Annotated in this window: 22 protein-coding genes; 3 read left to right on the top strand and 19 right to left on the bottom strand. The window is 43.7% G+C overall.

Annotated features, from left to right (window positions below):
• The first annotated feature begins 230 nt into the window (after nucleotides 1–230).
• Nucleotides 231–695, top strand: coding sequence for a hypothetical protein (locus PHV44_05680; GenBank protein MDD5592763.1), 465 nt, complete (start codon nucleotides 231–233; stop codon nucleotides 693–695).
• 11 nt (nucleotides 696–706) lie between these two features.
• Here the strand turns inward: PHV44_05680 and PHV44_05685 are convergent, their stop codons facing one another.
• The 10 genes from PHV44_05685 to PHV44_05730 all read right to left on the bottom strand — a co-directional run bounded on the left by PHV44_05685 (nucleotide 707) and on the right by PHV44_05730 (nucleotide 9273).
• Complete coding sequence (locus PHV44_05685) at nucleotides 707–973, bottom strand: hypothetical protein (protein MDD5592764.1); 267 nt, start codon at nucleotides 971–973, stop codon at nucleotides 707–709.
• 80 nt (nucleotides 974–1053) lie between these two features.
• Nucleotides 1054–1665, bottom strand: a complete 612-nt coding sequence (locus PHV44_05690; GenBank protein MDD5592765.1) for a DUF3192 domain-containing protein — start codon at nucleotides 1663–1665, stop codon at nucleotides 1054–1056.
• Nucleotides 1666–1864: 199 nt separating this feature from the next.
• The gene (locus tag PHV44_05695; GenBank protein ID MDD5592766.1) at nucleotides 1865–2851 is read right to left on the bottom strand and encodes a DHH family phosphoesterase; all 987 of its coding nucleotides are present in this window, start codon (nucleotides 2849–2851) and stop codon (nucleotides 1865–1867) included.
• A 43-nt stretch (nucleotides 2852–2894) separates the two neighbouring features.
• Nucleotides 2895–3746: a thiamine pyrophosphate-dependent enzyme gene (locus PHV44_05700; protein MDD5592767.1), complete on the bottom strand. Its 852-nt coding sequence runs from the start codon at nucleotides 3744–3746 to the stop codon at nucleotides 2895–2897.
• Entirely contained in the window at nucleotides 3743–5410 is a 1668-nt protein-coding gene (locus PHV44_05705; GenBank protein ID MDD5592768.1) for a 2-oxoacid:acceptor oxidoreductase subunit alpha, read from the bottom strand. Before PHV44_05705 ends, PHV44_05700 begins: the two co-directional genes overlap by 4 nt.
• A 112-nt stretch (nucleotides 5411–5522) precedes the next feature.
• On the bottom strand, nucleotides 5523–5708 hold the full coding sequence (locus tag PHV44_05710) for a hypothetical protein (protein MDD5592769.1): 186 nt from the start codon (nucleotides 5706–5708) through the stop codon (nucleotides 5523–5525).
• A gap of 59 nt (nucleotides 5709–5767) precedes the next feature.
• A complete protein-coding gene (locus tag PHV44_05715; protein ID MDD5592770.1) occupies nucleotides 5768–6334 on the bottom strand; it encodes a flavodoxin family protein in 567 nt (188 codons plus the stop codon).
• Between the two features lie 12 nt (nucleotides 6335–6346).
• Nucleotides 6347–7930, bottom strand: a complete 1584-nt coding sequence (locus tag PHV44_05720) for a radical SAM protein (GenBank protein MDD5592771.1) — start codon at nucleotides 7928–7930, stop codon at nucleotides 6347–6349.
• 1 nt (nucleotide 7931) lies between these two features.
• Nucleotides 7932–8258, bottom strand: a complete 327-nt coding sequence (locus PHV44_05725; GenBank protein MDD5592772.1) for a hypothetical protein — start codon at nucleotides 8256–8258, stop codon at nucleotides 7932–7934.
• Nucleotides 8259–8322: 64 nt separating this feature from the next.
• On the bottom strand, nucleotides 8323–9273 hold the full coding sequence (locus PHV44_05730) for a hypothetical protein (protein MDD5592773.1): 951 nt from the start codon (nucleotides 9271–9273) through the stop codon (nucleotides 8323–8325).
• Between the two features lie 229 nt (nucleotides 9274–9502).
• Here PHV44_05730 and PHV44_05735 point away from each other — a divergent pair, with 229 nt between their 5' ends.
• Both PHV44_05735 and fabF read left to right on the top strand, forming a co-directional pair.
• Complete coding sequence (locus tag PHV44_05735) at nucleotides 9503–10240, top strand: lysophospholipid acyltransferase family protein (protein MDD5592774.1); 738 nt, start codon at nucleotides 9503–9505, stop codon at nucleotides 10238–10240.
• A complete protein-coding gene (gene fabF, locus PHV44_05740) occupies nucleotides 10241–11479 on the top strand; it encodes a beta-ketoacyl-ACP synthase II (protein ID MDD5592775.1) in 1239 nt (412 codons plus the stop codon).
• 119 nt (nucleotides 11480–11598) lie between these two features.
• On the opposite strand, the gene PHV44_05745 is transcribed toward fabF, so the two are convergent.
• The 9 genes from PHV44_05745 to PHV44_05785 form a co-directional block, all read right to left on the bottom strand.
• Complete coding sequence (locus PHV44_05745) at nucleotides 11599–12426, bottom strand: DUF3313 family protein (protein ID MDD5592776.1); 828 nt, start codon at nucleotides 12424–12426, stop codon at nucleotides 11599–11601.
• A 91-nt stretch (nucleotides 12427–12517) separates the two neighbouring features.
• On the bottom strand, nucleotides 12518–12802 hold the full coding sequence (locus tag PHV44_05750) for a hypothetical protein (protein MDD5592777.1): 285 nt from the start codon (nucleotides 12800–12802) through the stop codon (nucleotides 12518–12520).
• Between the two features lie 4 nt (nucleotides 12803–12806).
• Entirely contained in the window at nucleotides 12807–13136 is a 330-nt protein-coding gene (locus tag PHV44_05755; GenBank protein MDD5592778.1) for a DUF5674 family protein, read from the bottom strand.
• Nucleotides 13137–13216: 80 nt separating this feature from the next.
• Nucleotides 13217–13678, bottom strand: coding sequence for a L,D-transpeptidase (locus PHV44_05760; GenBank protein MDD5592779.1), 462 nt, complete (start codon nucleotides 13676–13678; stop codon nucleotides 13217–13219).
• A 5-nt stretch (nucleotides 13679–13683) separates the two neighbouring features.
• Nucleotides 13684–14433 (bottom strand): SIMPL domain-containing protein, encoded by a 750-nt coding sequence (locus tag PHV44_05765; GenBank protein ID MDD5592780.1) that lies wholly within the window; start codon nucleotides 14431–14433, stop codon nucleotides 13684–13686.
• Between the two features lie 158 nt (nucleotides 14434–14591).
• Nucleotides 14592–15602 (bottom strand): virulence protein RhuM/Fic/DOC family protein, encoded by a 1011-nt coding sequence (locus PHV44_05770; GenBank protein ID MDD5592781.1) that lies wholly within the window; start codon nucleotides 15600–15602, stop codon nucleotides 14592–14594.
• 452 nt (nucleotides 15603–16054) lie between these two features.
• On the bottom strand, nucleotides 16055–16339 hold the full coding sequence (locus PHV44_05775; GenBank protein ID MDD5592782.1) for a hypothetical protein: 285 nt from the start codon (nucleotides 16337–16339) through the stop codon (nucleotides 16055–16057).
• The gene (locus tag PHV44_05780) at nucleotides 16336–16599 is read right to left on the bottom strand and encodes an AbrB/MazE/SpoVT family DNA-binding domain-containing protein (GenBank protein MDD5592783.1); all 264 of its coding nucleotides are present in this window, start codon (nucleotides 16597–16599) and stop codon (nucleotides 16336–16338) included. The genes PHV44_05775 and PHV44_05780 overlap by 4 nt, the downstream gene beginning before the upstream one ends.
• Before the next feature lie 402 nt (nucleotides 16600–17001).
• On the bottom strand, nucleotides 17002–17769 hold the full coding sequence (locus tag PHV44_05785) for a hypothetical protein (GenBank protein MDD5592784.1): 768 nt from the start codon (nucleotides 17767–17769) through the stop codon (nucleotides 17002–17004).
• Between the last annotated feature and the right edge of the window lie 726 nt (nucleotides 17770–18495).

Here is an 18495-nt window from a genome sequence, read left to right on the forward strand (position 1 = left end):
TTTTCGAACAGCATCTTGAAGATGCGAGCGGCCAGGGTTCACCCGCTAGCAAGAGAAATTGGTGAGAGTGAGCAGAAACTTCAAGCGACAAATTCCTCGGTGGGGAATTTGGAGCGGTGCTGCAAAAAACTACCCAAGACAGGACCCGCTATCACACCTGCCATAAAAATGCTTGTTTCTTCTATCTTTAAAAGGTATAATTTAAGGAAATATAAGTTAAGGAGGGCTAGATGAAAAAAATCGTAAAAACCTGTGCGTTTTTCTTAATTTTTATCTTTGGGGTAGGAGGTCTTTCTTACTGCGGCACAATGGATATCGGGGAGCTGGTCGATAATTTCCAGAAGGCAACTGACCTACAGAAAGAACAAATATTAAAAGATAACTTGGGTAAAGAGATTTCTGCCGGGGGTAAAGTCAGTAATGTGGGGGAATACGATTTTTTTGATACGGGAAGCGACTTTAAGGGCACCTACTACCAGGTAAGCACGGAAGAACGGAAGACAAAAAATAATGTCCTCTATCAGCTGATATTTTTATTTAAAGACAAGGATAAGGTAAAAGATATAAATAAGGGCGAGGATATCCAGAAAGACGGTAAAATCATACGGATAAACGATGAACGGCTGCAGATTTCGGTGTGGCTTCTCTCTGCTGAATTAACCGAGGACGATAAACTGCTCCTCAAGCAAAATTAAACTCTCCTGCCTTATTTCGTAACTTTCTTGCCAGCGCGTTTTAAACGCCCCTTCCTGATCCAGGACAATATGGTTCTAAAAATTATATATCTTATAACTATGAAATAGAGGCTATATAAACCTATCGGCGGCAGAGAAAAAAGGCAAGGTACGAGGGCGTCGTTATTTAATTCAGCAGGGGGATTCTTTATATTTATATAGACGACCCAGGCTGCATAAATGCCGGCGAAGATGATTATCTCCCTGAGCACTTTCTCCGGGAATTTTATTTTTAGCACCTGCTATCCTCCTTATACTAAATGCTGAATAAACAAAAAGGCCATGGTTACTTTAAACCACGGCCTTTTACAATTACTTTTTATTTTGCCTCTGGTAATTGGCCTGCTTCCTTTACCTTATCTGTAGCCTGAGGAGCAACTTCTGCTACCTCAGCCGGGGCTGCTTGCGGAGCGGCCTCTTCTATTTTAGCGGGAGCTGCTACAGGAACAACTTCTTTTACCGCCTGGGCTTTTGATTCTATTTCAGGCGCGGCTTTTTCTGCCATCGGCTGTTGCGCTTGCTGTCTTGCTTTTATTTCGGGAAAAACTTCCAATAAAAAATTGTGGCCCCAACCGATAAGCTTAGAATTATCAAATACCAGAGGAGTCAACTCTTCCTCATCAATCGTACAATTGTTACTTCTAATATCGGTTATATAATAAAGTATTTCCAGTGTCTTACCCGATGTCTCTATCGTTTCTGTACGGTGGGGATTATTTAGCCTGACATTAATACGTGTTTTAGAAGACCCCAGGTCGCAATTATAGATACTGATTCCGGTCCCCATGATATCCAAAACACGCTGCTTGCTCATGCCCTGCGAAAGGCGCACCAAATTCATCCGGTTGTTTGCCGTCAGCTGAGAAGTCGCCATAGTCGCGCACCCGCACAAAAAAATGGCCATCGCCGACAAAAAAAACATTTTCCTCATACCTACCTCCTCTTTTATTAAAATAATCTTCGGAAGAACCTCAAGTTAAATTTATTATACTGCTATTTTATGATTATTCAATAGAAAAACTAATAATCCTGTTTCTTAACCCAAACCTCCGGTTATCCGCTTCTCCTTTTTAGCTATGTATAATTTTTGGGTTCTTATTCTTTATCTCTGCATATTTATTCTTTTTTTATTATAGCACTTGCTTGCTTTTTGCCTTAGCCTCTGTCTTTAATAATGTCTCGGCCAGTCTAAGAAAATCTCTCATAGATCCATGGCTATTTCTAATAAAACATCCTGCGATATCAAAATGGCCGCCGCCGCCGTAGTGCCGCGCCAATGCCGCAGCGTTGATACCGCCTTTTGACCGGATACTGACCCTTAATCTCCCGTTATTCTTCTCCCTGAAAAAAACGGCGATTTTAACGCTCCCGATCGCCCGCATCTGTTCAGCTACCGAATCAACATCTTCATCCTGGCCCTTTGTTGTTTTAAAATCTTTTTTTCTTACGACCGACCAGACAATCTCGCCATTCTTAATAAATTTACAGCGGGATAAACATATCCCCGATAAGATTACCGATTCTTTGGGCCTGGACCAATAGATCATATCTGTTAATTTATAAAAATCTAATCCGCCCTCGAGTAAATCAGCGCATACCCGGAAAGTAAAAGGCCTGGTATCCGGAAGCCTGAAGGCATTAGTTTCTACTATAATAGAGGTCAAAATATTTTGAGCTATATCGACGCCTATCCCCACATTCATCTTCTTAAGGAGTAAATATATCTGCTCTCCGACAGCAGCGGCTTTGGTATCCACATAAGTAATACTACCGAAAGGTTTTCTGAATAAATGGTGGTCGATTTCTAAAATATCTTTTGCGCGCCTGAAACTATCGTGGCTTTTACCCAGCATCTCCTTATCATTACAATCAACCGCGACGACAAGGTCAGCGTCTTTGTTTACTCCTCTCTTTATCAAATCTGCACCCGGCAACTGCCTGTACCGCTTGGGGACGCCGTCTGCGCTGATGAGATAAACCTGCTTTCCTAACTTTTTTAAGCCCAGCCCTAAAGACAGCATAGAGCCGATGCAATCCCCGTCCGGATTAATATGACAGGCAACAATAATCTTTTTAGATCTAAGAATGGCCCTGGCGGCGCTTTCTAATCCCGGCATAACGCAACGTCCTCCTTAGGTTTAATGACCACTTTTTAGCTGCTTAAATATTTTTGTTCAAGAACTCGCTTATTTTTGATTCCCTGTCTGCTTGCCCTGGCCGGTCTTTTATGAAATTATCCTCAAATGCAGGAAATTCCTTTCTATAAAATACCCCTAATGCGATCGGGGCTTCATGATTATAATCCCATTCCCTGATTTTATTTAAGGCCTGGTTAAAATCCTGAAGATTATTATCTTTCAGCTCATAAACGTGCTTATTGTAATATTCGTACATATTGAAATAAGTAACGCAGACCTGCAGGACATCTACCAGAGAAAATCCTTTATGTAAAATTGCTTCCTTAAAGATTTTCTTTAAAAGCTCAATGCCGTGAGAGGTGCCACGCGCCAGATATGTTGCCCCGCTAGCGAGCATGAGTTCCAAAGGGTTAATCGGAGGCTCAACTGTGCCCCGGGGAGTAGAGCGGCCCTTAAACCCCAAAGGCGAGGTAGGCGTATATTGGCCCGTGGTCAGGCCGTAGACACGGTTATTATGGATAACCATCGTGATATCGATATTGCGCTTAGCTGCAAAAATCAGATGTTCAATTCCTTCTCCGTAAGCGTCGCCGTCTCCGGCAAAACAGATTACTTTTAAGCCTGGCTTTGCTAATTTTATCCCTTCCGCGACCGGAGTTGCCCTGCCGTGTATGGAATAAAAACTATTCACATTGATATAATCCACTATTTTACCGTGACAGCCGATGCCGGAAACCAGAACTATATCCTCTAAAGGCAGGCCTTCTGCGGATAGCTGCGCTATCACGAGTTTTACGGCATTCATAATCGCAAAATTCCCGCATCCCGGGCACCAGGTATTCGGCGCGTAAGTATCCAAATTTATTTTATTCATTTTATCGCACCCTTTACTTCTTCTTCTAATTCTTCCAAAGAAAAAGGCCTGCCGTCATATTTGAAAATCTGCTTGTCTACCTTAAAGCCGTATCCGCCAATAAGCCGCATCAGCTGGCCCGTAGCGTTATTTTCTACTAAAATCAGCTTCTTGACCCCCGCTAATGCCTCCTGGAATTGCTTGGCCCCGAAGGGATTCAAGACAACAGGCTGGACAGCCCTTAATCCCAGCCTCCGGGCGGCTTCAACACAGACCCCTTTGTTAGACCCCCAGCAGAGAAGTGCGGTCTCGGATTCTTTTTCGGCGTGAACTTTTACGGTATTAAAATTTTCTAAATCCAGCGCTAAATACTTTTCTTTACGCAGGCGTTTCTCCTGCATCATTTTTGTCTGCTGCGGCTCCTCTGTGGTTATGCCTGACTCGTCATGCTCATAACTATTCACTTTAATCACCGCATCCTTACTTGGGGCAAATGCCAACGGGGAAACCCCGTTCTTTGCGGCTGAATACCTCTTATATGTAGATTCGCCGTTCCATAAAACAGGGCCCTCTTCCTTTATCTCTCCAGCTAGCATAAGGTCAAAATTAAAAATACCTTCTCCTAAATTTTTATCGGTCAAGATGATGCCCGGGATCTGATACTTCCAGCTTATATTCATCGAGGCTGCTGACCAATAATAGGCCTCTTCGGCATCGCCCGGCGCGACCACAAAACGCGCGAATTCTCCCTGGCCGGCATTTAAGGCAAAATGTAAATCGCTCTGCGCCGAATAAGTAGGCAGGCCTGTTGACGGTCCCGGCCGCTGCCCGAGAATCACTACCACCGGCAGTTCTGCCATACCCGCTAGACTTAAACCCTCGGTCATCAGACAAAATCCTCCACCGGAGGTGCCGACAGCCACTTTCTTTCCGGCATAAGCATAACCTAAGGCCATTAATATCACGCTGATTTCGCTCTCCGGATGAATCACGTCTAAACCGAAATCATCGCCTATCTCAGCAAGGTAATGCAGAATTGGCGAGCTGGGAGTCATAGGATAGGAAATATAAGCGTTCAGTCCGCCTTTAATCAGGCCAAGGGCAAGCGCCTGGTTTCCGGTAAGAAATGGCAAGCTCTTCTGCTGCAAGGGCTCAAAGTTAAACAACTCTCTGGCAGCGTCAAATCCGCGCCGCGCAACTTTGAGATTTAAATCTAAATCCTTGGCGAGCTCTTTTTTTAATGTATCTTCAAGAATACCAAAGTCAGCGCCGATTGCCTTTGTTAAGGCGCCGATTATACAGGTATTACGCATTATCTCAGGAGCGAGCTCCTCTTTAAGAAGCTTCCCCAAAGGCAGGCCCAACCCGCAATTGGGTCCCATCTGCGGCTTTACCTGTTCCGAATCAAAGATAAAAAAACATCCCTCATTCAGCCTCTTTTTATGAAAGTCCAGGGTATCCTGATTCAATGCCAGGATAACATCTATTTTGTCCCGGTGAGAGGCTATCCTGTTTTTTGAGGCGCGGATGATAGAAAAAGTATGGCCGCCCCTGATAATAGAAGGATAATCCCGGTAGATATAGATATGGTATCCCATCCGGTTTAATAAACGGCCGATTATTCCGCCGGCCCTATCAATACCGAATCCGGCTCTCCCCCCGATGAGGATAGAAAGTTCATCCATATCTTTACTCCACTTTCAAAAAATGACGTTATTCTATATGAAATAAAAACAGCCCTGGCCGCGCTAAACTGACCAGGGCTTCAAAACTAAATCTTCATGCTTAAAATTTTATTTATTTACAGCAGCCGCTGCTTCTGGCTATTTTCTTGATTACCGCGTTGATGATAAAGCAGGATATGCCTAAAAAGATAGCCAGGTTATCCGCAATCGGCAGGACATCAAAGGCTGCAGCCAAAAGTATCAGTATACCCGCTCCCCATAGAAGTGCATTGACCACGCCTATAATCTTATTCTCCATTTCTCACCTCCTTTGTTAATCATAATCCAGGAAACGGTAAATAGCAAGGATAAACTTCTTTAAATGCTTAATCCCAGCCTATAGGCCTTAGCTAAAATACCTTTACACTTTTTGGCGTCAAAATTCCACTTGCCGGTTGAAGCGATGACCCTGATCCTTGCCTTCATCAAGCTAAAGAACGTTTTCATGGCATTGACGCATCCGGGCACGATACCCAGGATATGCGAGAAAGGAAAAGGGGCAAAACAAGCGGTAATCAGGATTACCTTTTTCGGCTTAGGATGCAGCCATTTCGGCCCGAAGTTGGTCATCTTAAATATGGATACGCCCCGGTCAAAAAAGGCCTTGGCTACGGAAGTGACATTACTGACGAAAACCGGAGAAGCAAAAGCTACTACATCAGAATTAATCAACTCATCCGCCACTTTTTTAAAATCATCGTTGATAATACAAACCTGCGTATCCTTGCAGGCACGACAGTTAAGGCAGGGGTTAATCTTCAGGTCATAAAGATAAATTTTCTTCACCTCATGCCCCTTATCTTTTAACCCCCTTAAAACCTCATCCAGAAGATGGTCTGTTATCTGCCCTTTACGCGGCCCTGCCAGAATACCTAACGCCTTCATAGCCACCTCATATTATACCGCTCCTTTGACTTTCAGGCGCTCTCTTGCCTTCTGTAATCTTTCAAGAAAGTTATCTCTTTTAAATTGCGAAGTCCATCCTTTCATAATAATCCATCCGCCGAAACGGATCAAATCATTGCGCCATGGCCGGTACCATTTTCTCCAGCCCGATTTGATATTATGCAAAAAGAAAATCAAGGCGGGAAAGGAAAATATATTTAACACTATCATAAACAGATGTTTAAACTGGTAAAATCTGCCCATGAGCTTCCTGATAGAAAGCTGCATTTCTTCGGCAGTCATAGGCGCATCAGGTTCAAAGAGCGGAAAATTACCGTCATAGTATTCCCAACCAACATCCTCAAGCGGATAAACCCTATTTTGCATAGCGAGCCTGTGCCTTAATTCTGTCCCCGGAAGAGGGCCTGCCAGCAAAATCTGCACGGTGTCTATTTTAGCTTTTTTAATGAAACTCTTAAAACGCTTCTCCCGTTCTTTAGCGGACATTTTAAAATGTACGCCTTCTTTCATCGGATAACCAAAGATGAACATGCCATGCACCAAAAATCCAAATTTGTGAAATATCTTTATCATGGCCAGCATATCTTCGGGTTTGAGATGTTTGTTCATCGCGCTTAGCTCTTCTTCGATAGGCGACTCAAAACCAATGGCCACCGTGTTAATGCCCGCCTGGCGCATGGCAGAAAGAAGCTCGGGGTCTTTAGCTTTATCCAGTCTTATCTGGACGGTTACATCCAGCCTCCTACCTGTATCTTTTTGATAATCTCCGAGCATTTGACAGAACCTTATGGTTTCATCCCGCTGCTGCCCGAATAGGTCATCGACAACAAAAAAATGCCTGGCATCCTGCGTCTCCAGAAGAAAACTGATCTGTTCAAGGAGCCTTTCAGGCGGGGCATACCGGGGTTTTCCTTTTACAGTGCAAAACTCGCAATCCATACCGCAGCCCCGTATCCTTTCAACGGGATAAATTTTAATCTTAGCATAACGCACCAGGGAAAAGTCCGGCAAGGGAAACTTTTCAAAATCATTCAGGCGTTCTCTTTTAGAAGTAAATATAACCTGCCCATTCTTTAAATAGGCTATGCCTTTTACCTCATTCGCATCCAGTTTTCCTTCTATAACCCGCAGAAGTTCTCTAATGACTTCCTCTCCTTCGCCGATAACCGCATAGTCAATACCGGAATTCAATGCCTCGGTTATATTATCTTTAATAAAATGCTGCCCTCCGGCAATAGTCACAATCCCTTTATCTTTATAAAAACGGGCTATTTCATAAAGCCTGGGGATAGTGCTTGTCAGCCCGCCATAGAAACCGACAACATCCGCAGGCCTGTGTCTTTGTAAAAATTCATGGTCAGCTCCTCCTGATTCGCTCCTGGGGCCGTATCTACGAAGATTATTCTCATCAATGACCTCTACGTCCCAGCCTCCCATCCCATTTGCAGCGCTGGCAACACACACCGGGCCTAAAGCCGTGGTTTTATGAGCGATGTAAGAATAGATATTAAACGCCGGATAAGCCGGAATAATAATCCTCAATCTAAATCTTTTCTTGGATAAGTCCAGCGCCATATTATTTATCCTCTTCTATTTTACGCTTCCCTTCTTCTGCCTCATGGTTTTTCCTGTCTTGTATCTTACGCCTTAATTCCGTTTCCCTGAGATCCCTCTCTATTTTAGTCTTACGGTCTGTCTCTTCATCTTCTGCCCTTTGTTTTCTTTCCTCTCCTTCTTCAATAAACCTTTCCCCCGCCCGAAGCTCTTTTTTTCCTTCTGTCTCAAGAGATTCCTTCTCTTTTTTTTCTTCTGACAAGCGGCTCACTTGCGCTCTTTTCATTTTCCGCGCCTGCCATATAATAAATACTATAACGATTGCGATGACTATAAATATAAAATTCATAATTCCTCCTTTAAATAATAACAAAAAAGAAACCCCCCTGCCGTTATGCCGTAAGCAAAAAATTCTATTTCAGCTGCTCGCTCAATCGATACATAACTCCCGCGGCTATCTTATCCTGAGGAAGGCCGAATTTACGCGCGGAAATAGTAACCTGGGTGGATTTTTCCGAAAGCTTCTTTAACTTAAGAATTACCCCCGCGCCGTTAACCTCTGCGCTGATAATGCCATTGGCCTTGTCTTCTTTCTTCACCTTACCTGCCATATTAATGGCTTCTAATCCGGCATAATACGCCCTCTCTATTGTAACATCGAAGGTTTCCTGGGCATAGTCCTTACCGGCAAAGGTAAACGCCGCCACAACCGGCAAAGCCGCTACTCCCGTAAGCATGGTCACCCCATACACCTTAAGGCCATGGATACCCGCTGCCTTTAGCGGCTCTGATATAATCAAAGCGGAAAGTTGCTGGGCGCTGGTAATATTCTTATAAGCCTTCTTCAAATTAATATCATAAACTTTAACTACGGGCTGGCCTTCCACGCTGTAATCTTTGCTTACTACCCTGCCCATCCCTAAGCTTACAATATCTATTTGCATGGCTAGTTGTTTAGCCGGTTTCTTCTGTGCCTCTATGGACTTATCCTGCGCTATTTTTAAGGAATCAACGTTGAGCTTACCCTCTTTATTCTTTACCATGCCTATCTCTTTAATGTCTAAATCTAGCTGCTTAAGATGAATCTTGCCGGTTGCGAGCGCTCCTAAATTACAGACCACATGCACCTTGGGAATATCCGCAAGGATATCCTTAGGAAACCCCCTGGGGTTATACATCCTGAAATTAGATATTCTTATTGACTGTCTGATTATACTCAGCGAAAGGCCGCCGACGCGAGTGGGGGCGCCGGTAACGCTAGTGGCTACGGTGCCGATTAAGGATTTAATGCAAAAATCCCTGACCCAACAAAATACAAAGAGCAAAATAACTGCCAGAATTATAATCATGATTTTCTTCTGCATTCTATCCCCCCCCTATCATGAAATTAGTAAAATTAGGGACGTTTCTATTTAAAAGGCAACCCCATTTCTTTTAGGGAGTTGCCTTAGGAATTTTTGCTACTTAAACTTCATCCCGCTACCTCTCTGTAGACTCTTATTTTACTGCTCTGGAGGGCTTCGGTCAAGGGGGTTTTATCGGGTATCAGGTCATTTCTTGACAATCTGCCCATTATAATTTATGATATACCTTGTGAAAAAAAATATTTTATCAATAATCATCTGGACAGTGGGATCCATACTTACCATTGCCTTGTACTTGGCAATGTTATTATGTACTGCCCTCCTTTATCCGTTTGACAAAAAACGCGCCTTTACGCATATGCAGTGCTTCTGGTGGTCAGATGCGGTAATCGCGCTCAACCCTTATTGGAAGATTGAAATAAGCGGCCTAAACAATATCGATAAAAAACGCACCTATGTAATAATAGCCAACCACCAGAGCCTGGCCGATATCGTGCTCGCCTATCAGATAAAAATGCAATTCAAATGGGTCGCTAAAGAAAGTTTATTTAAAATACCTTTTGTCGGATGGTCAATGGCACTGGCCAAACACATAAAGCTCCAGAGAGACAATCTAAGCAGTATAAGGAAAGTTTACCGGGAAGCAGGCCATTGGTTACGTAGCGGCGTATCAATACTTTTCTTTCCGGAAGGGACACGAAGCGAAACAGCCGAGATGGGCGATTTCCGTAACGGCGCGTTTAAGCTGGCGATAAAAGAACGGGTGCCGATATTACCAGTATTGTTTGAAGGAACCGGCACAGCCATACCCAGGGGCAGCTGGATATTTACTACCAAAACTTCCGCTAAATTAAAGATCCTCCCTCCGATAGAAACAACCGGTTATCAGCCAGCAGACTTCGTTAAACTCAAGGATTTAGCACGCTCTGTTTTAGAAAAAGAATCCTGTAAGCCTTATCATCTATAAATGCCGAAGCGCCGCGTAGTGATTACTGGCCTGGGAATAGTAGCGCCCAATACCATAGGAAAAGAAAATTTTTGGGCTGCACTGATCAAAGGTAAATCCGGGATCAGAAGGATCACCCGCTTTGACCCTGCCCCATTTCCCACCCAGATTGCCGGAGAAGTTGATTTGGATATCTCCCAATTTATTGAGTACAAAAAGGCCCGGAGAATGGACCGTACCACGCATCTGGCCATGGCGGCAGCCAGGCTTGCTTTTACAGATTCCCGGATAGACCTCGCTGCTTGTAACCTGGAAAGAATAGGCGTGACTATTGCAACTACTATGGCTGGCAAGGGTTTTACCTTGGAGGAATATGAAAATGTTTACCGCGCTAAAGGCCCGATGAAAATTAATACCTTTACTGCCATTGCTTCTTTTCCGGATGCTGCGGCAAGCTGCATTTCTCTTGAATTCGGTTTGCAGGGGCCCAGCTTTTCTTTATCTACCGCGTGTTCATCTTCTTTGGATGCGCTTAGCCTTGCCCGGGATTTGATTCAAAAGGATGCCGTAGATTCAATTATTGTGGGCGGGGCCGATGCGCCGCTCTTTGCTCCGGTATTTAGTTCCTTTTGTGTTTTAAGAGCCCTATCCAAAAGAAATGATACACCCCAAGCGGCTTCGCGCCCTTTTGACCGGTTAAGAGACGGTTTTATTTTAAGCGAGGGCGCCGGTGTATTAATTTTAGAAGAATTAGAGTATGCCTTAAGACGAGGGGCGCATATTTATGGAGAAATACTTGGCGCAAGTTCTACCTGCGATGCATACCATATTACCAACCCTGACCCGCATGGGCTTCAGGCAGAAAGGGCTTTACGTTCGGCTATTTCTGATGCCGGGATCGAACCGCAAGATATTGATTATATCAATGCCCACGGTACCTCAACCCCGCTGAACGATAAAATCGAGACTATGGTCGTTAAAAGGATATTCGGCGATAGGGCTAAAGAAATTCCGGTTTCTTCCACAAAATCAATGATTGGGCATACCATCGCTGCCGCAGGGGCATTAGAAATTTGCGCTGCTCTACTTGCGCTGGAAAAAGGCATTATTCATCCGACAATCAACCAGGAGGCCCCAGACCCCGAATGCGACTTAAACTACGTTCCCAATAAAGCCATCACCGCTAATCCAAAAATAATCCTAAAAAACTCTTTTGGTTTTGGCGGAAAAAATGCGGCATTAGTAATCGGGAAAATATAAAAATAAAATTTGCTGGTAATTTTAGGGGAAGCCGCTAAACAACATGGAATCTCAGGATCATTCTCTTATTTGTAAACTCTCAGGCAGTGCGTCAAAAAACTGCCGCAATTTTTCACTCGTTAGAAATCAATTAATTTAAATCCCAGCCGTGATTTGTATTTCTGGCCGCGTTCCTTGGCAAGTAATGCCGTCAAGCGGTCTGCCCAATAATCCATAATATTATAGGCTTTCTTCCAATGCTCAAACTTCTCAAGGCCAGCCAGAGAAGAATTTTTATCTGCTTTGACTTCATCCGAGATAGTGATTAATCTTTCCTGGGTAGAGAAATCGGAAATTATCCCTTCAAAAGAAAATGTACCTTCCGGGCCCTCCGGTAAAGGCACGGGCGAAAAGTGGCCCGCTGCCTCTAACGCTGTGTTAAAGCCGACATTAGTCTGGGAAATATCATTCAATTTTAAACTGATATAAAGTACCTTTTTGCCTGCTGCCTCTTCTCTGTTCGGAATAACCGACATTACAAAACCCAGAGTCTTGGAGAAACGCTCTAACATCTCTTCGCCCAGATTATTTATATCCTCATCAGCTATTTTGGTATCAGGAATCTTGGTATTTTTTACTTTTGCCCGGCTTAAGTCTACTTTATCGATAAAAATTGCTTCATAAATCTTAAAATCTGCTCCCGGCCTTATCCATAGCCCCTTGAACCCTTGAATCTTCTCGGCTTTATCTTCCGAAACAACATTATACCCTTTATCCTTCATACACTGGTTGAATTTCTTCTGTTTTAAACCAGCGTCTTTAGAATCAGAGGAATCAACTACTGCCTGGCAATCGGTTTTATCCTTTTTGAACTCTTCAGGCGGCTTTTGCGTGTTCAGATAAGCCATTTTTGTGGCGCAGCCAGACAGGAACATTACTAATAATAAGAAACAATATATGTTCTTCATAGGAATAACCTCATAACTTACCTTGTTTGAAAAACATCTATAAATGCCCCGCGCTAGCGCTACACTACATTTTTAATTTTCCGATATTTTGTTATGTCAAAGAAGCTCGATGGGTTAGGATGTTCGCCCAAGTAAGCATAGATTCAGCCCAATCAGTATCCATATGGACATCGTGAGAAAGACGCTCAAAGTCATTCTTAAACCATTCATAGGTGGGTAGGAAACGGTTTGATTTTGGGGTGGATTCCAAGGCCTTTAGATAATCTTCGGTCTGGGCCAAGAACTGTTCAACTCGTTCCTTGCGGCCTTCCATGGCGAAGCGGCATAATCGCCCTAAATTTACCGCAATATTTAAAACTATCTCCCTCGCATCCATTCAATTAATCCTTCAATAAAGATTCAATTAACGCTGCAGCTTTTTTACGTATTTCCTCATCCAAAATCTCACGGCTTCTATTCTGCGCAGGCCTTAGATTAATTACAGAATCAAAATCCATCTCGCCAGTTTCTAAATCTAAGCCGGCTCCCCAAAGATCTTCTTGCCGGCTACCGTCCTCTAATAGTAGGCGTTCGCCATCTACATGCTTTTCTCCACCTGCAGCTAAGACTTTACGCCGGACATCAACTACAATCTTTACATAACCCTTCAGATCTTCGGCTATCTTCTTTAGGGTTTCCTGATCTATTTTGTCACGGACGATTAGTAACATGTAAATATTATAGCATAAAATTAAAAATGTAGCCTAAAAAACTGCCGAAATTTTTAGGGGGAGGAAAAACTAGTCTGGTACTATTTAGCTATTTTAACTATAGTGCTTCTTTTTACCAAATCGAACAATTCAATTATATCACGATTTTTCATCCTTATACAGCCATGAGATGCGGGCCTACCGATTAAATTTTCTTCAGGTGTTCCATGAATATAGATGCCCCTCTCAAATGAATCTATACCCTTGCCTTTATTGATGCCTTTCTCAAGCCCTGCAAGGCGTAGTATTCGCGTTGTAATGAAATCCCCGCCGTTACGGCTGCGGGCGATCTTTCCGGTATTCCTGCGCCGCTTAAAAATCGTGCCCGATAAAGCGTTCTTGCCGATTTTACTCACTATTTGATGCAGACCCAACGGAGTCTTATTGCTTCCGACTTTGTTGCCGATTCCGTATTTAGAAGTAGAAATTGAGTAGCTTTTAATCAACTCCTTACCGAAAAATACATTGAGCTTTCGTTTTGAAATCCTAACGCTTATTTGCACTTAGATTATTCGATCGCGAAGCTAGCAGATACCACTGCCATCACTTTCTTCTCAAGGGAACTCGTATCATTAACTCCCCAATCAGAAACATCAGTAGAGGTAATCGGGGTAATCTGGAATACACCCATCCGCGCCGAGCGGATTGAGCCAATCTTATTGCCGGTGGCTTTGACCATATTTTCTGCCCTGAGTTTTGCATTCTCAGTAGCTTTGGCCAGCATTTCTATTTTTAGTTCATCAAGCTTGGTATAGAAATACTCCGGCGACTGGGATTCAAAGTCTATATTTTCTTCAATTAATTCCGTGGATTCTCTGGAGACTTTATCTACCTTGCCTACGTCTTTAGAGCGCGCTTCAACTGCCTGACTCAAAACATACCATTGAATTTCATTGGTATCATTGCCCTTTTCGTTCTTCTTGTAGACCTTATTCGTGCTAATCTGGGAAATCACGATTTCTTTTTCATTAATCCCTTTCCCGGTAAGATATTTTTTAACCACCTCAAGGTCATCGTTTAGCTTCTTATAGCCTGTCTTTAGATCTGCCTGCCGGGTAGAGAATGTCCCCCTCCAGACAATGTAATCGCTTTTAATCTCCTTTTGCGCCGAACCAGTGACGGTAATCTGTTCTCTGATAAACTTAGTAATCTTTAAAAACCCTTTTGAAAGAATCATGCTTGAAACAATCGTTGCTACTGCAATACAGATGCCCAGAATGATTATCTGGGAGTTCCTTAATATTCTCCCGCCTTCCATGGTATGCCTCCTGCCTTCAGACTGTTTTATGAAATAAAATTTATTGGCCGTAATGACGTATTTCTGATTGAACCCCCTTTCGTTTTAGGTCATTACAAACCTATTTATCCCTTAAAACACAAAAATCCTCGCCAGTCACAGTTTAACCAGCGAGAGTTTCAATTGTTTTTATTTATTAAATTCGCCGCTAAATTCACAATTATATCCCGCTCTAACGGGTCGCTTTCGGCAATCATCAGGGTAAGGGCTACTAAAGCATTATCTGCTATGCGCTTAGTACCGTCCTCTTTATATAAAAGCTCATTTCTTTCTAAAAACCAAAGAAAGATTGCCGCGGCAATACGCTTATTCCCATCGACAAAAGAATGGTTCTTCACTATGAAATATAAAAGATTTGCCGCTTTCTCCTCTACGCTAGGATAAAGGTCTTTACCGCCGAACGTCTGGTAAATCGTAGCTATAGAACTTTTAAAAGATTTATCCCTTTCCGCGCCGAACAGACCAGAACCTCCCAGCCGGATTTTTAATTTTGCTAATGTCTTAATTGCTTCTTCATAGGTGAGCTTAAACCTTTCTTCTTTTGAGGTATCCGTGACCTTTATTTTCTTATTGTCATAGGCATCTAAAAGCCTCAAGGCATAATTATAATCGCTTATAACCTCAAGAAGCCCGAGTACCTCTTTATACTCAAGCTGCTTCTTGTCTTTTATACTACCGATAAGTTTTATAGCGCGCTGCAAAGCTTGCAACTTATGCGCTACCTGCTTTAAGCGCTGTTCATTCAACGTGTACCCATCAATGAGATGCATTCTTAATACATTGGTTGCCCAAATTCGAAACTGCGTTGCCCGGCTTGAATTTACCCGGTAGCCGACAGAAATAATAGCATCAAGGTTATAAAAATTGGTGCGGTATTTCTTCCCGTCAGAAGCAGTATGTTCCAAAATGGAACATACTGAATTTTCCTGTAATTCTTTGCTCTTAAATATGTTATGCAAATGTTTTGTTATGGCCGGCCTCTGGGTTCCAAACAATTTCGCTATCTGCTGCTGGGTCAGCCATACCGTTTCAAGCTCGAGCGTTACTTCAAGCTTAACCTTCTTATCTTTAGTCTGATAAATAACAATTTCGCCTTTCTGCGGAACAATGTTCTTATTTATTTTAACCATTTTCACCTCCATAAACAAAAAACCCTCGCTTAAGCATAATCGCTCCTAGCGAAGGTTTTACTTTTTTAACGTCCGGGTTTCCCCCTTCAAACACGGGACAACTCTAATTATTGAACTTACTTTATACCCATCTAAGCAATCTGTCAAGTTAATTTTGTACGGACACGCGGCGCACTAGTCCATTAAGAAAAAACTTAATCCGTCTGGTAAAATTTGCCCATGAAACCTTTTAAATGGTTATTGTTTAATCTTATGGGGCGGGCGTGCTCGTCTCTAATGAAACAACTTAAAATGCACCGCGCCCTGGGCGACCGAGCACGAAGTGCGAGGAAGTCCTGAGCGAGCATCGCGAGCCGAAGGAGGGCGCTCCCACATCTCGCGTGCAATGGCGCTCGCTGGGCCGCTCGCTTCGTGGTAATGCAATGCGTGTGCGGCGTGGCTTTGCGTCCTCGCTACGACCTGTATCGACACAGATATCTTTTTACATCGTCATGGTTTCCGGCTAACACTAAATAATAATCTTCGCCGTCAACCTTGACGACTACTCGCAACCTTATATCAACGCGAAACTCGTATTTATCGTGGTTAATCTTCTTGAAACCGAATCCCGCAGGCAACTCACCTGTTAGGAGAAACGAGTTAAAAACCTCTAAGCTTTCTGCGAGATTATCTTTATCTTGGCGGGTGAGTTTCTTAACAGAGCGCTCAAAAGAAGGCAGAATTAAGATTCTCTTCATTTGGTTATTTTCTTAATGTAACGAGAGAACTCTTTTCCCGGCTTCAGAACCTTTGCCTTGCCCTTTTCGTTTTCAACGATACGGTCAATGGCTTTCAGTTCTTGTGCAGTATAGCGTGGCTCAACCTTAACGGGGATAAGCTTGATAAAATTACCTTCTACATCCACGGCAAACAGCTCATCTAGCTTCAGATGCAGTCTCTTCACAATTACGCTAGGAATAGTTATCTGATTTTTTGCTTTAAGCTTTGTAATAGTCATCTTTTCACCTCCACAAGGAGTATACCATAAGTAGGAAAGTATGTCAAGTAGGAATTTCTAACTTTTTTACCTTTTGTGAGGGCCGGAAACCATGAGAAAATATTGTGAAACAAGTACGAAGTTAGGAAAGAACGGGCTCGACCGCTCCTGCTCCACAGCAAGAGAAATCCAGGTTCGCGGGATGCCCCGCCTTCCCGCAAGAAGCGGAACACCCGGCATTCATTTATACCGGGGCGCCTTGTGTTCAGTGCTTCAAAACCAACTGTTTGGGCGTGGCGCGGCCCCCACCCCGCGCCCCGCCTAGCGCTATCTTTTCAAAAACTGCCGTAATTTTTAGGGGGCGGAAAGCCAAAGCCCTTCTGATTTCAAATTTATGGCGGAAAACCGCATTTTATTAGCAAATTAGTCGAGGCAATGAATCGAAACAGCCTTATCATGGCCGTTATTTGCCGAGGGTGAATATTTTACCTCTATACGCCCGCCGTTTTTAAGATGCCAAGCGCCCCTGCCTTTACCCATATCTTTTCCGGAAGCATCACGAACAGCAGTATCACTTACTATGTCTATACTCCTCATTTCGCCGCTGTCGGCAACAGCCGTTAATAGCGCAAGCCTCCAATAGGGAGGCCTTGGTAACATCTTTTTGACTGATTCGACCCTGCCTGTAAAGGTATCCCCTGTCTGACCTGCACTTTCTTGAGCTAGCTGCGTTGTTTCGGCAGCCGCGTTTGCCGGCGTTGTTAAAGCTGCTGGCTGCGGAACATAATCCAAAGGAACATAACGCATCGAGGCGGCTTCATATTGGCCGTTGTCACCGATCAAATATTTGATCTCCATCTTTCTACCTTTTCTCGGTGGTGCGCCGTATACTGACTTACCGTTAACATCAGTAATACGTAGACCGTCTCTTGGCACCCAAATATCTTTCCTCTCGCCATTATCAGTAACAATTACAAACCTATAAGGACAGCGCAAGCTAAAAGTGACTCCGCCCTTCACAACTTTGCCTATGAAAATATTGTTTTCAGCGGCATTAACCAGCATTTCCGGAACCTTTGCCTGCGTTGTTGATAAGGTTTTGGTTTCCTCGGCTTTTGCTTGAAACAATTGGATAAAAAATAAAGAACTGATAAATGTAATAGCACCCAACACCAAAAATTTCTTTTTCATATTTTTCACTCCATTTCAAACTGGTAAGCGGATTCAGGCAAAATTTGTTGAATAGTTATCTGACGGATAAAATTGAGAAACAAGCGCGCTAAATTAGAAAAGAACCTCTCCCGCTATATCTACGCTCTTCCTCGCCTCTTATCGTTCTGTTTATAATACCGGGGTAAAACTTAGTCTCTAAGGAAACAGCTTAAATGCACCGCGCCCTTGCGACCGAAGGGAGTCCCGAGCGCAGCCGAGGGACAAACAAACCTTTTCCCGGAAACAACCTCTCCCGCTATAGCTACACTCTGCCCCGCCTTTTGTCGTTTTTGTATCTAATACCCGGGTAAAGCTGGTCTCTAAGGAAACAACTTAAAATGCACCGCGCCCTGGGGGGCGCTCCCGTATCTTGCGATTCACCGCTCCCCCTCGCTTAGGGCTCGGGGTCGCTGGGCGCTCGCTGGGCCGCTCGCTTCTTGCTAATGCAATGCGTGTGCGGCGTGGCTCGCCGCTACAACAATAAAAAAATACACGGTCGCGGCGTGCGTCCTCGCTTGAAGCTCTCTTTACATCTTAAAAACAAAATTTTTTAGGAAAGAACGGGCTCGGCCGTAGCGCCTTAAGCTACGCTAAAAACTACAAGGACGGCGCTTTGCCCCGCCTCTTGCGTTCGGTGCTTCAAAGAACTGCTTTGGCGGGGCGCGGCCCCCACCCCGCGCCCCGCCTAGCGCTATCTTTTCAAAA

The organism is Candidatus Omnitrophota bacterium (genome assembly GCA_028717245.1).
Classification (GTDB): Bacteria; Omnitrophota; Gorgyraeia; order Gygaellales; family Profunditerraquicolaceae; genus JAGUYA01.